This window comes from Phreatobacter oligotrophus (genome assembly GCF_003046185.1).
Taxonomy (GTDB): Bacteria; Pseudomonadota; Alphaproteobacteria; order Rhizobiales; family Phreatobacteraceae; genus Phreatobacter; species Phreatobacter oligotrophus.
Window position 1 is genome coordinate 146,639 of sequence record NZ_PZZL01000007.1, and the last position, 13,267, is coordinate 159,905.

Sequence of the window (13,267 nt, forward strand, 5' to 3'; positions counted from 1 at the left end):
GCCGGCCCGGAGTCCCTCACCCCTGGACCCCCTTCCCTCGCCCTGCGGGCTCGCCGGGGGTGACGGTCCCGGGCCGCGGCCGGACGAATCCAGCCGCGACCCGGGGCGATCAGTTGGTACGCCGGTTGGTGATCGGCAGCGGCATCTCGGAGGCGGGGATCGTCCGCACGAGCTCCAGGAGATCATTGTCCCGGGCGTTCGGCTTGATGCGGAAGTGATACATCTCCTGCAGCGCCTGGTGATCCTCGCGGCGGAAGGTCATCGGGCCCTTCGGCGTCTCGAAGGTCATGCCGGCCATGGCGGCAATGAGCTTTTCGGTATCCGCGGAACCTGCCCGCTCGAGGCCCGCGACCACCGCCGCGGCAGCCGCGAAGCCGCCGGCCACGAAGAAGTCCGGCGGCGCGTTGTGACGGCGCTGGTACTCGGCCTTCAGCCAGTCGTTCTGGGCGTTCCGGGGGAAGTCGTAATAGTAGTAGATGCCTCCCTCGGTGCCGGCGAAGGCCTTCCAGGCGTTCATGGCGGGCAGGATGTTGCCGCCGGGGGCAAGAGCGATGTTGAAGCGCTCGGGCCGCATGTCCACGAACTTCGCCATCGGATGGGCGCCGGCCCAGATGAAGCCGATGATGCGCTTGCCCGGGCGGTCGCGCAGCGAGGCGAAGAGGCGCTCGGCGAAGGGCGCGAAGTCCGCCGTGTTGCCGGCGGCATATTCCTCCGCGACGATGCGGGCGCGCGGCCGGATGGCGGCGAGCGCGGCCTTGTAGGCGGCGACGCCGTCACGGCCGAAGGCGGTGTCGAGGCCGAGCATGCCGATGGAGACGTCCTCGTTCTCCGGCACGGAAGCCGCCGCCGCCAGCGCGTCCTGATAGGACGAGCGGCCGGTGCGGAAGATGTAGCGGTTCCAGCGCGCGCCGGTGATGGAGTCGGCCACCGCCGGCTCGACGATGAGGATCTTCTTGGCCTCTTCGGCGACGGGGAGCATGGCGAGCGCGACCGGCGAACCCGTCGTGCCGACGGCCAGCGCCGCACCATCGTCGTTGTAGCACTCCTCGAGCAGCGCCTTGCCGCGATCGGGACGCAGCTGGTCGTCCTTGACGATGACCTGGATGCGCATGCCGGCGACGGTGTTCGTGCCGCGGGTGAGATATTCGAGGCCCATCATGAAGCCGACCTCGGTCTGCCGGGCATAGGCCTCCAGCGGACCGGTCTTGCCGGCGATCAGGCAGATCTTGACGTCGCGGGTCTGGGCCTCGGCGAGTTGCGGCGCGGCGGCCAGCACGAGCGAGGCGGCAGCAGCCGCCAGCGTAGTCCTCAGCATGGGGATCCTCCCTGATCCGTTCTGCAAACTGACACTTGAGTCATGTTTCATGTCACGCTAGCTTCGTCCCACAAACGCGTCAAGCGGGGAGGCTTCCGGACGGCGACGGACGGAGGCGATGACGGAAACGCCCATGAGCAACGTGCACGCGGCAGAGCCCCTGCCGGCGCCCAAGACACAGCGCGGGGAGCGCACACGGCAGAAGATCCTCGACGCCGCTGAGCGTGAGATCGGCGCCCGCGGTTTCTCGGATGCCTCCATCGCCACGATCACGGCCGAGGCGGCAGTGGCGCAGGGCACCTTCTATCTCTACTTCCGCTCCAAGGAGGAGGTGCTGCGCGAACTCGTGCTGCGCATGGGCCGGCGCTTGCGCCACCACCTCACCCGCGCCGTCATGGACGCGCCCGACCGGATGGAGGCCGAGCGCCTCGGCATCCGCGCCTTCCTCCAGTTCGTGCGCGACAACCCGAACCTCTACCGGGTCGTGGCAGAGTCCCAGTTCGTCGACCCGGCGGTCCACCGCGCCTATTACGAGGAGTTCGCCGCCGGCTACAGCGAGGGCCTTCGCACGGCGGAAGCGCGCGGCGAGATTTCGCCCGGCAATGCCGAGGTGCGCGCCTGGGCGCTCATGGGCGTGACCGACATGGTCGGGCGGCGTTTCGCGCTCTATGACCCGAATGGCGCGCTCGATGCCGCGGCCGAGGCGGCCTATGATTTTGTCGCCCATGGCATGGCGCCCCGGGCGGGGAAGCCGGGCCGCCGCGGCTGATCGGACCAGCGCGAGGTCCCCGTGAAGACCGTTCCGGATCTCTGCCGCCGCCGCGCTGAACTCTCCCCCGACGCGGTTGCCTTCGAGACGGTCGGAAGCGGCGAGACCCTGACCTTCGCCGCGATGGACGCGGCGGTCGGGCGCGCGGTGGGCGCCCTCGCCGATCTCGGCCTGGTCGAGGGCGACCGGCTCGCCGTGCTCTGTCACAACGACCCTGCCTTCTTCGTCCTGCTCTTCGCTGCCGCGCGGGCCCGCTTGGTCTTCGTGCCGCTGAACTGGCGCCTGACGCCGGCCGAACTGGTGCCCATCCTCGATGATTGCAGCCCGAAGCTGCTGATCTGCGACGCCGCCCATGCCGACCTCGCGGAAAGCCTCTCCGGCCGGGTCGCGGTGCTGACCTTCGACCGGTTCCACGCGCGCTGTGCCGTAGCCCCCGTCTCCGATGCGCGCCCGGCGGCCTGGGACACGGAGCGGCCCTGGTATCTGCTCTACACGTCGGGGACCACGGGCAAGCCGAAGGCGGTCATCCAGACGGCCGGCATGGCCCTCGCCAATGCCGTCAACATCCAGCAGGCGACCGGCATGGGCGCAGCCGATGTCACCCTCAATTTCCTGCCGCTGTTCCACACGGCCGGCATCAACCTCCACGCCCTGCCCCTGTTCATCGCCGGCGGCCGGTCGCTCGTCATCCCGAAATTCGATGCCGACACGGTGATGACCCTGCTGACGGGGACGCGCATCAGCCTCTTCTTCGGCGTGCCCGCGGTCTATCAGGCGCTCAGCCTGCACCCGGCCTTCGCCCAAGCGGATCTTGGCGCTGTCCGCCACTGGGGCTGCGGCGGCGCGCCCATTGCCGAGCCGCTGCTCCGCGCCTTCCTCGCGCGCGGGGCGACGGTCTGCAACGGCATGGGCATGACAGAGACCGGGCCGACGGTGTTCCTCATGGACCCGCGCGAGGCGGCGGCGAAGATCGGCTCGGTGGGGCGGCCGCAGATCCTCGCAGAAGTCCGCCTTGTCGATCTCGAGGATCGCGACGTCGCAGCCGGCGAAGCCGGCGAACTTCTCTTTCGCGGCCCGGGCATAACCCCCGGCTACTGGAACAACCCGGACGCCACGGCGCGCGCCTTCGCCCCCGGCGGCTGGCTGCGCTCCGGCGATATCGGCCGCATGGACGCAGACGGCTGCTACTTCGTCGTCGACCGGATCAAGGACATGTTCATCTCCGGCGGCGAGAACGTCTATCCGGCCGAGGTCGAGGCCGCGCTGCACGCCCACCCCGCCGTGCTGGACGTGGCGGTGCTCGGCGTTCCCGATGCCCGCTGGGGCGAGGCGGGCCACGCCCTCGTCGTGCTCCGGCCGGGCGCGGAGGCAGATCCGGACAGCCTGCGGGTCCATGCCCGCGAGAGACTAGCCGGCTACAAGGTGCCGCGGGACATCACCATCGTCACCGACTTTCCCCGCACCGCGGCGGGCAAGATCCAGAAGCACGTGCTGCGCGAGCTTCTCGCCCGCGGCCGGGGCGACTGATCCATGGCCGTGGCGCTCACCGATATCGGCACCGGCCCGCCGCTCGTCCTGCTGCACGGCTGGGCGGTGGACCGCAGCTTCTTCGGCCGGCAGATGCCGCTGGCGCGGCAGGGCTATCGCCTCCTCGCCCCCGACCTGCCGGGCCATGGCGAGCGGGCGTCGGCCGGCGGCCCTGCGACCATGGCGGCGCTCGCCGATGACCTCGCCGACCTGTTGGCTGCCGAGCACCTCGAAGGCGCCGTCCTGGTCGGCTGGTCCATGGGGGCCATGCTGGCCCTCGAACTTCTCGCCCGCGGGCCGACGCCCGCTCTCGCCGGCCTGGTCATCGTCGACATGTCACCGCGCATCGCCAACGATGCCGAGTGGCGCCATGGCCTTGCCGGCGGGCAGGACATGGACGAGACCCGCGCTGCGGCCGACCGCATGCACCGCCATTGGGGCGATTATGCCGGCCGCATCGCCCGCTCCATGTTCGCGGAGGGCAGCGAGGGCGATGACGGGCTTGTGGCCGACGCGACGAGCCGCATCGCCGCCCGCGATCCCGCGCTGATGGCCGGCTACTGGCGTTCGCTGGCCGAGGCGGACCACCGCGCGACGGTGGCGCGCCTCTCCGTGCCGGTCCTCGCGATCGCCGGCGGCCGGAGCCGCCTCTATCGCAGCGGCGTTGCCACCTGGATCGCCGCGACGGCGCCGCAGGGCCATGCCATCACCCTGCCCGATGCCGGACATGCCCCGCATCTCGAGCAGCCGGACGCCTTTAATGCCACGGTGGCGCGGTTCGCCGCTGGCCTGTAGGACCGCGCGCCGGTCAGTCCCCGACCACTTCGGCCACGCCCTGGGGGGCGGACGCCAGGATCCGGCGGCTGCTCTCGGTGAGACGGCGCAGGAGCGTGTCCAGCTGGGCCTGCTCCTGGGGCGTGAAACCCGCGCTGAGCTCCGCGGCGAAGCGCTGGGCCACCGGCACCAGGTCGTCATAGATGATCCGGCCCTCGCGGGTCAGCGACAGGAAGGCCTCGCGCAGATCCTGCCGGTTGATGCGCCGCTGGATCAGCCGGCGCTGCAACAGGCTGCCCACGGCGCGCGAGACCTTGGTCTTGTGCATGTGGCTGTGGGCGCCGATCTGCTTCGCGGTCATGGTCTCGAACTGGCCCAGCGTCGCGATGATGCGCCATTCCGGGATGCCGAAGCCGTAGCGCTCGGCATAGATCGTCGACAGCCCCTGGCTCACCACATTGGCAAGCAGGTTCAACCGGTAGGGCAGGAACCCGTCGAGTTCGAGCTTCGTGTCAGACATCGAGGATGCGTCCGTCTCGCGACCGTTCATTGAGGCGGTCGATGGAATAGCGTCAATGGAAATCGAGGTCGTCATGGGGAATCGGTGTCGGCCCTTAAGTCACCGTATCGCTGCGCAATCCGATCTGCAACGCGACAAGCATAATACAACTCGCTGAAGTGGCGCGCATGGTGACGGCTCTGGTCAAGGCGGCGCGGACAGGCTTTGATGACTTCAGGGGCCGCGACAGACCGGCCTCACATGCGCTGTGGGGAAAACAAACGCCATGAAGCTCGCCTCTCTCAAGCACGGCCGCGACGGCCGGCTGGTCATCGTGTCGCGGGATCTCACCCGGGCGACCGATGCCTTCCCGGTTGTGTCGACGTTGCAAGGTGCGCTGGACCAGTGGTCGCAGGTCGCCCCGCGCCTCGGAGATCTCGCCGAACAGCTTGAACACGGCTCGGTTCCCTCGTTCCGCTTCCATGAGCACGACTGCGCCAGCCCGCTGCCGCGCGCCTACCAGTGGGCCGATGGCTCAGCCTATGTGAACCACGTCGCCCTCGTCCGGCAGGCCCGTGGCGCCGAGATGCCCTCCTCCTTCTGGACCGACCCGCTGATGTATCAGGGCGGCTCCGACACCTTCATCCCGCCGCGCGACCCCATCGTCCTGCCGGACGAGGCGCATGGCATCGATTTCGAGGGCGAGGTGGCGGTGGTCACCGACGACGTGCCCATGGGCGTCGATCCGGTCGCCGCCCTCGACCACATCCGCCTCGTCATGATCGTCAACGACGTCAGCCTGCGGAACCTCATCGCGCCCGAGCTCGCCAAGAGCTTCGGCTTCTTCCAGTCGAAGCCCTCGACCGCATTCTCGCCGGTGGCCGTCACGCCGGACGAGCTCGGCGATGCCTGGCGCGGCGGCAAGCTGCACCTGCCGCTCCATGCCTATCTTAACGGCGAGCCCTTCGGCCGGCCGGAGGCGGGTGTCGACATGACCTTCGATTTCGGCACGCTCATCGCCCATGCCGCCAAGACCCGGGCGCTCTCCGCCGGGACCATCATCGGCTCCGGCACCGTGTCCAACCGCGATCCCGACGGCGGGCCCGGCCGGCCGATTGCCGAGGGCGGCCTCGGCTATGCCTGCATCGCCGAGATGCGGACGGTGGAGACCCTTCGCGGCGGCGCCCCGCGCACGCCCTTCATGCGCTTCGGCGATGCCGTTCGCCTCGAGATGAAGGACGAGCGCGGCCATTCGATCTTCGGCGCCATCGACCAGATCGTGCGCAAGCACCACGCCTGAGCCGGTTCGAGGGATTGCACCAATGACCGAACCGACAAGGGCCTTCGCCTCCACCGCCGATCTCGGGCCGAAGACCGTCTCCTTCGACCGCCTCGGCGAGGGGCTCTATGCCTACACCGCCGAAGGCGACCCGAACTCCGGCATCATCGTCGGCGACGATGGCTGCATGGTCATCGACGCCCAGGCGACGCCGGCCATGGCGGCCGACGTCATCGCGCGCGTGCGCGCCGTCACCGACAAGCCGATCCGCTACGTCCTGCTGTCGCACTATCACGCGGTGCGGGTGCTCGGCGCATCGGCCTATGAGGGCGCCACGATCATTGCCTCGGACGCGACGCGTGGCCTGATCGTCGAGCGGGGCGAACAGGACAAGGCCAGCGAGATCGGCCGGTTCCCCCGCCTCTTCCCGGGCGCGGAATCGATCCCGCCCGGCCTCACCTGGCCGCATGTCACCTTCGGCTCCGAGATGACCGTCTGGCTCGGCCGTCGCGAGGTGAAGCTCATGCATCTCGGTCGCGGCCACACCGCCGGCGACACGGTCGCCTGGGTGCCCGATGCCGGCGTCGCCTTCACCGGCGACCTCGTCGAGTATCACTCGGCCTGTTATTGCGGTGACGCCCATTTCAAGGACTGGCCCAAGACCCTTGCCGCCATCGAGGCACTGGCGCCCAAGGCCGTTGTGCCCGGCCGTGGTGCGGCGCTCACCTCCCCGGCCATGGTGGCGGACGGCATCCGCCTCACCCGCGATTTCCTCGACACGCTCTACGGCTCGGTGGCGGAGAGCGTCGCGAAGGGCCTGACGCTGAAGCAGGCCTTCGACGCCTGCCGCGTGGCGACCGACCCGAAATTCGGCTCCTTCGCCATCTACGAGCACTGCCTGCCCTTCAACGTCTCGCGCGCCTATGACGAGGCGAGCGGCATCGACTGGCCCGTCATCTGGACGGATGTCCGCGACCGCGAGATGTGGGCAAAGCTGCAGGGCTGAGGGGACGCGCGGCGCTCAGCGAGCCGCGCGCTCCCACAGGTTCTTGGTCACCTGCACGAAGGCCGTCGAGCGCAGGCCGGCATCCTTCATCGACGCCGCGATCTTGGTCATCAGGATCGGATCGCCCGAGGCGATGGCGATGTCGAGCATGACCGCCCATTCGTCGTCGGCCGGCTCCTCAGCCTTGGTGCCGGAGGCAATCGCCCGCATGCGGGTCGCAAGCCCGTCGACGCGGGCGATATAGGCCTTGGCCCCTTCAGAGGTGATACGGGCCGCGACCGCATCCACGGCCTCCTTCGGGCCACGGCCGACGACCGCGCGCCACAGCGTCTCGAAGACCACGCCGACGCGCTCCTGGTCGAAGGTCACGCGGTTGAGCTCATCGATCCGGCCGAGACGCACGAAGAGGTCGCGCGCCTCTGCCACTGCGCCGCGGCCGACCAGCATCTCGACCGCCGTGTCGATCACCGCACCGCGCGACCGGCCGGTCGCCTCCGCCGCCTCGGCGACGGCGACGAGGCTCGCCGCGGGCAGGTTGCGCATCCCGCCAATGTCCTCGTCCACGGATACCGCGTCCTCCGGCGGCAGGCGCAGGGCCGGCCCGAAGGCGCGGATCCATTCCGCACGCCCCTCGCGCATCAGCACGCGCAGGATGCGGCTTGCGGACTCCGCATCTGCCGAGCTGTTGAAGGGCGGCCGGGCCGCGAGCGCCTTGCGGAAAGCCTCGAGATTGTTCGCCGCGACCGCGCCGCGCAGCACCATGTCCCAGCTGTCGCGCCGCGCCGTATCGGCATCGTCGAAGGGAGCGGTCTGGTTGGCCCGCGCTCCGCGCGCCCATTCGTCGATGGAGCGGGCGATGACCATGTCGCCGCGGGCGCCAGCCTGCAGCGCCTGCGCCATGCGGCGGGTGAAGCGGTCCTTGATCTGGTTCGCCACGGCATCGGCCTCGGCCGGCGCGCGGGCGATGGCGATCTCGAGCAGTTCGAGCCGGATCTCGTCGCGGCTGTCGCTCTCCACCAGGCGATCGACCCGGCCGAGCGCATCGGCGACGCGGCCCGAGCGGGCCTCGTCGAGGATCAGCACCGAGGGCTCCGACAGCGGCGCCGGCTGCGGCTGGTCGAGGCCGAGCTCGCGATAGGCGGCCGCGAAATCGCCCTTGCGTGCCAGGTGCTCGGCGCGCACCGGCACGATGCGCTCCTTGATGCCGTCGACGGTGGCGATCTTCGCCCAGGCCTCGTAGCGCGCCATCCAGCGGTCGCGGGCCGCAAGGTCTGGATCGGACTGCAGGAAGGCCTCGAAGGCGGCGGTGGCGGCCCAGCCCTCCGGCTCCTCGGCAGCCGCCTTGAGCGCCAGTTCCGCGGTGCAGGCCGGGGTCGGCGCGGCGATGCAGCCGGCCTCGTCCACCGTGACCTCGATGGCGTGGGGCGCCTGAGCGGCAAGCGGCTGCGCCATCACCAGCGCCGAGGCTGCGACGGCGGAGAGGAGGAGGTTACGGACGGTGCGGGTCATGGCGAACCTTTGTGTCACGGCCGGATCGGGGGTACAGGAGGGAACGCATCAAGGCAACGCGCGATCCCGCCACGCCAGGGCGCGAAATCGCCCGCGAGGCGGCCCGCCCTTCGGACCGCTCGCCCGCATCGCCATCCTCGTGTATAAGGTCGCTCCCCTGCCCGCGTGGTCCAAAGACCCGAGGCGCAGGGATCACTTTTTCGCGCGGGAGCGAACCCGTCGCGAGACCAGGCGAGAGGAACGTGTCATGGGCGAGCGTTGGAGCCCGTCGAGCTGGCGGTCGAAGCCGATCCTGCAGGTGCCGGTCTACAAGGACCAGACGGCGCTCCAGGACGTCGAGAAGCGCCTTTCGGGCTTTCCGCCGCTGGTTTTTGCGGGTGAGGCGCGCAACCTGAAGAAGGCCCTCGCGAAAGTCGCAAGGGGCGAGGCCTTCCTGCTGCAGGGCGGTGACTGTGCCGAGAGCTTCGCTGAGCACGGCGCCGACAACATCCGCGACTTCTTCCGCGCCTTCCTGCAGATGGCGGTGGTGCTGACCTATGCCGGCGGCATGCCGGTCGTGAAGGTCGGCCGCGTCGCCGGCCAGTTCGCCAAGCCGCGCTCGGCCGATACCGAGACCATCGACGGCGTGACGCTGCCCTCCTATCGCGGCGACATCATCAACGACATCGCCTTCACGCCGGAGTCCCGCGAGCCGGATCCGACGCGCCAGGCCATGGCCTACCGCCAGTCGGCGGCGACGCTGAACCTGCTGCGCGCCTTCGCCTATGGCGGCTATGCCAATCTCGACAATGCCATGAAGTGGATGCTCGGCTTCGTGAAGGACACGCCGGCCAACGACCGCTATCGGCACCTCGCCGAGCGGATCGAGGAGGCGCTCGACTTCATGCGCGCCTGCGGCATCGACCCCGAGGCCCATCCGGAGATGCGCACCACCGAGCTCTACACGAGCCACGAGGCGCTGTTGCTGGGCTACGAGGAGGCGCTGACCCGCGTCGATTCCACCTCCGGCGACTGGTACGCCACCTCCGGCCACATGTTGTGGATCGGCGACCGCACCCGCCAGGTCGACCATGCCCATGTCGAGTATTTCCGCGGCATCAAGAACCCGATCGCCTTCAAGTGCGGTCCGAGCCTCGATGCCGACGGCCTGATCCGCCTGCTCGACGTCCTCAACCCCGAGGACAAGGCCGGCCGCATCACGCTGATCTGCCGCTTCGGCGCCGACAAGGTGGAGAAGCACCTGCCCGCCCTGATCCGCGCCGTGGAGAAGGAGGGCCGCACCGTCGTGTGGTCCTGCGATCCGATGCACGGCAACACGATCAAGGCCGCCAACGGCTACAAGACGCGCCCCTTCGACCTCGTCATGGGCGAGATCGAGCGCTTCTTCGCCATCCACGCGGCCGAGGGCACCTATGCCGGCGGCATCCATCTCGAGATGACCGGCAAGAACGTGACGGAATGCACCGGCGGCCGGGCGGCGATCACCGACCTCGACCTGTCGGACCGCTACCACACCCATTGCGACCCGCGGCTCAACGCCGAGCAGGCGCTGGAAGTGTCGTTCAAGGTGGCCGAGATGCTGAAGCGCCAGCGCCTCACCCGCAGCCCGGCGGTGCGCGAAGCCGCGGAGTAAGCTCCGCTCGAAGCGCAGAAAACAGAAAGGCCCGCTCCGGCATCCCGAAGCGGGCCTTTTGCTGTCTCGGTCAGGTGATCAGTACTTCAGGCCGACGCCGGCGCGGATCGTGTGCAGCGTCACCGGCACGCCGCCCATCGAGGGCACGCGCAGGAACTGATATTCGGCGCGTGCGAAGATGTTGTTGGTCAGCAGCGCCTCGACGCCGGTGCCCATGACATAGCCGAAGCCGATCGTGCCGTTGGAGCTGCGGGTCGAGTTGACGATGTCGCTGTAGGCCGCCGTCCAGTCGACGCTGTCGGAGGAGTCGGTGTCGATGCGCGAGATGCCGGCGCGGTAGCTCACCGAGGTGTTGCCGCGCACCAGCGCGAGGCCGCCGGTGATGTAGGGCATGACCCGGCCATAGGCCCAGCCGCCGCGCAGGCGCGCCGTCACGTAATCGGTGATGGAGGCGCGCACCGTCGTGCTCTGCGAGAAGGCGTCGGTATAGCCGGTCTGGGCGTAGAGCACGCTGAAGGGCTGGGTCCAGGACCGGCTTCCGCCGCCGCCACTGGCGATGCGGCTGTAGTCGACCTCGAAGCCGATCACCGCATCCTCGTACTGCTGCTGATAGCCGGCGAAGACGCCAAACATCACCGGCGAGGACCGGACCGGATCGACATTGATGAAGTCCGGCGCCGCCGTCCCGGATGTCGGGTTGAGATAGTAGAGGCCGTTGAGCAGGCGCTGCGACTCGCGCTTGGCCATGGACTGGGTATCGGCCGTCATGCTGCCGATACCGCCATGGACACCGCCATAGATGCCCGACCAGTTGGGACCGGTGTCCTCGTAGGCCGGCAGCGAACCGCGCAGCGACATGTCGGCTGCCGCCGCCGGGTGAGCCAGGGCCACCAGCCCCGCGAGCACCGCCGCCCCTGCGGCCTTGCCCATCGTGATCATCGAACGCGCCGCCATTCCGGCCTCCTCGCGAGCCGCGCCCCCGCACGGGTCGCTCTCCCTCGCGACCATTCATGAATCATCAAGGTTACTGCCGAGTTAAGTGCAACATCCGACAACCATCTGTTTCTCTTTGGATTTTTACCTTTTGTTGAGGATTGGGGCGATGCCGCGCGCCCATGCGCCGTCCATTGGGCACGCCCAGGCCTGCCCGGCTGCGCATTGAGAACCGGGAACCGCCGCGTTACATCTCAACCATGACTCAGACGCCGTCCTCGCTCCGCATCGCCGTCGCCCAGCTCAATCCCGTCATGGGCGATGTCGCCGGCAACCTCGCCAAGGCCCGCGCTGCACGGGCCGATGCGGCCGCCGCGGGCGCCGATCTCGTCGTCTTCTCGGAACTCTTCATCTCCGGCTACCCGCCGGAGGATCTGGTGCTGAAGCCGGCCTTCCAGGCAGCCTGCCGTCAGGCCGCCGAGGCGCTGGCCCGCGACACCGCGGACGGCGGACCGGCGCTGCTCGTCACCACGCCCTGGGCCGAGGACGGCCGCGTCTACAATGCCGTGCTGGTCGCCGATGCCGGCATGATCCAGGCGGTGCGGTTCAAGGTGGACCTGCCGAACTATTCGGTCTTCGACGAGAAGCGCGTCTTCGCCCCCGGCCCCCTGCCCGGCCCGGTCAATGTCCGCGGCGTGCGCATCGGCGTGCCGATCTGCGAGGACATCTGGGGCGAGGAGGTGGTCGAGACCCTCTCCGAGACCGGCGCCGAAATGCTGATCGTGCCCAACGGCTCGCCCTATCGCGAGAGCGTCTATGACGAGCGCATGAGCACCATCGTCGCCCGCATCGGCGAGAGCGACCTGCCGCTGCTCTACGTCAACCAGGTGGGCGGGCAGGACGAACTGGTCTTCGACGGCGCCTCGCTGGCCGTGAACGCCGACCGGTCGCTCGCCATGCAGCTTCCCGCCTTTGCCGAGACCATCGCCATCGTCGACGCGAAGCGCGTCGACGGCGCCTGGCGCTTTTCGGGGCCCATCCATACGCATGAGAGCGGCGACGAGGCGAACTACGCCGCCTGTGTCCTCGGCCTGCGCGATTATGTCGAGAAGAACCGCTTCCCCGGCGTGGTGCTCGGCCTGTCCGGCGGCATCGATTCCGCCATCTGCGCTGCCATGGCCGTCGACGCCCTCGGGCCGGATCGGGTGCATTGCGTCATGCTGCCCTATCGCTTCACCTCGGAGGATTCGCTGAAGGACGCCTTCGAATGCGCCCGGGCGCTCGGCGTGCGCTACGACGTCGTGCCGATCGCCGCCGCCGTGGAAGGCCTCGAGGCGACGCTCGCCCCGCTGTTCAAGGGCACCAACCGCGACATCACCGAGGAGAACCTGCAGAGCCGTGCCCGCGGCACGATCCTCATGTCCATCTCCAACAAGTTCGGCGCCATGGTGGTGACCACCGGCAACAAGAGCGAGATGTCGGTCGGCTACGCGACGATCTACGGCGACATGAATGGCGGCTACAATCCGGTGAAGGACCTCTACAAGAGCGAGGTCTTCCGCCTCTCCGCCCTGCGCAACCGCTGGAAGCCCGCCGGCGCTCTCGGCCCCGACGGCGAGGTGATCCCGGTCAACATCATCACCAAGCCGCCGACCGCCGAGCTGCGCGAGAACCAGAAGGACCAGGACTCGCTGCCCCCCTATGACGTGCTCGACGCGATCCTCGAGCGCCTCGTGGAGAAGGAAGCGCCCGTCGCCTCCATCGTCGCGGAAGGCTACGACCCCGAGACCGTGAAGAAGGTGGAGCGCCTCCTCGCCATCGCCGAGTACAAGCGCCGGCAGGCCGCCCCCGGCGTGAAGGTCACGGCCCGCAATTTCGGCCGCGACCGCCGCTATCCCGTGGTCAACCGCTTCCGCGACAGCGGCGAGCCGCTGCCCCGTCCCGACATGGCGGTGATGAACCCCACCGCCATGCCGAAGCTGGACGTGGTGGACTTCTGACCCCGTCCCGCGCTATCCCGCGC

The 13,267-nt window shown here is 69.2% G+C and carries 11 protein-coding genes; 7 read left to right on the forward strand and 4 right to left on the reverse strand.

The window, feature by feature from the left end; all coding sequences use genetic code 11:
- Nucleotides 1-109 precede the first annotated feature (109 nt).
- A complete protein-coding gene (locus C8P69_RS16360) occupies nucleotides 110-1,312 on the reverse strand; it encodes a substrate-binding domain-containing protein (protein WP_108178591.1) in 1,203 nt (400 codons plus the stop codon).
- 136 nt (nucleotides 1,313-1,448) lie between these two features.
- Here C8P69_RS16360 and C8P69_RS16365 point away from each other — a divergent pair, with 136 nt between their 5' ends.
- The 3 genes from C8P69_RS16365 to C8P69_RS16375 are packed head-to-tail and all read left to right on the forward strand — an operon-like array spanning nucleotide 1,449 to nucleotide 4,406.
- Nucleotides 1,449-2,084, forward strand: coding sequence for a TetR/AcrR family transcriptional regulator (locus C8P69_RS16365; RefSeq protein ID WP_108178592.1), 636 nt, complete (start codon nucleotides 1,449-1,451; stop codon nucleotides 2,082-2,084).
- A 21-nt stretch (nucleotides 2,085-2,105) separates the two neighbouring features.
- The gene (locus tag C8P69_RS16370) at nucleotides 2,106-3,611 is read left to right on the forward strand and encodes an acyl-CoA synthetase (protein WP_108178502.1); all 1,506 of its coding nucleotides are present in this window, start codon (nucleotides 2,106-2,108) and stop codon (nucleotides 3,609-3,611) included.
- A gap of 3 nt (nucleotides 3,612-3,614) precedes the next feature.
- On the forward strand, nucleotides 3,615-4,406 hold the full coding sequence (locus C8P69_RS16375; RefSeq protein WP_108178503.1) for an alpha/beta fold hydrolase: 792 nt from the start codon (nucleotides 3,615-3,617) through the stop codon (nucleotides 4,404-4,406).
- Nucleotides 4,407-4,419: 13 nt separating this feature from the next.
- Here C8P69_RS16375 and C8P69_RS16380 read toward each other — a convergent pair whose 3' ends face one another.
- Nucleotides 4,420-4,905, reverse strand: coding sequence for a MarR family winged helix-turn-helix transcriptional regulator (locus C8P69_RS16380; protein WP_245902082.1), 486 nt, complete (start codon nucleotides 4,903-4,905; stop codon nucleotides 4,420-4,422).
- Between the two features lie 265 nt (nucleotides 4,906-5,170).
- Between C8P69_RS16380 and C8P69_RS16385 the strand changes: the two genes are divergently transcribed.
- Entirely contained in the window at nucleotides 5,171-6,184 is a 1,014-nt protein-coding gene (locus C8P69_RS16385) for a fumarylacetoacetate hydrolase family protein (protein ID WP_108178505.1), read from the forward strand.
- 22 nt (nucleotides 6,185-6,206) lie between these two features.
- Entirely contained in the window at nucleotides 6,207-7,169 is a 963-nt protein-coding gene (locus C8P69_RS16390; protein ID WP_108178506.1) for an MBL fold metallo-hydrolase, read from the forward strand.
- A gap of 15 nt (nucleotides 7,170-7,184) precedes the next feature.
- Here the strand turns inward: C8P69_RS16390 and C8P69_RS16395 are convergent, their stop codons facing one another.
- Nucleotides 7,185-8,678: a hypothetical protein gene (locus tag C8P69_RS16395; protein WP_108178507.1), complete on the reverse strand. Its 1,494-nt coding sequence runs from the start codon at nucleotides 8,676-8,678 to the stop codon at nucleotides 7,185-7,187.
- A 247-nt stretch (nucleotides 8,679-8,925) separates the two neighbouring features.
- Here C8P69_RS16395 and C8P69_RS16400 point away from each other — a divergent pair, with 247 nt between their 5' ends.
- The gene (locus C8P69_RS16400; protein ID WP_108178508.1) at nucleotides 8,926-10,311 is read left to right on the forward strand and encodes a class II 3-deoxy-7-phosphoheptulonate synthase; all 1,386 of its coding nucleotides are present in this window, start codon (nucleotides 8,926-8,928) and stop codon (nucleotides 10,309-10,311) included.
- A gap of 78 nt (nucleotides 10,312-10,389) precedes the next feature.
- On the opposite strand, the gene C8P69_RS16405 is transcribed toward C8P69_RS16400, so the two are convergent.
- A complete protein-coding gene (locus tag C8P69_RS16405; protein ID WP_170118273.1) occupies nucleotides 10,390-11,265 on the reverse strand; it encodes an outer membrane protein in 876 nt (291 codons plus the stop codon).
- 239 nt (nucleotides 11,266-11,504) lie between these two features.
- On the opposite strand from C8P69_RS16405, the gene C8P69_RS16410 reads away from it, so the two are divergent.
- Complete coding sequence (locus C8P69_RS16410) at nucleotides 11,505-13,244, forward strand: NAD+ synthase (RefSeq protein WP_108178510.1); 1,740 nt, start codon at nucleotides 11,505-11,507, stop codon at nucleotides 13,242-13,244.
- Nucleotides 13,245-13,267 lie beyond the last annotated feature (23 nt).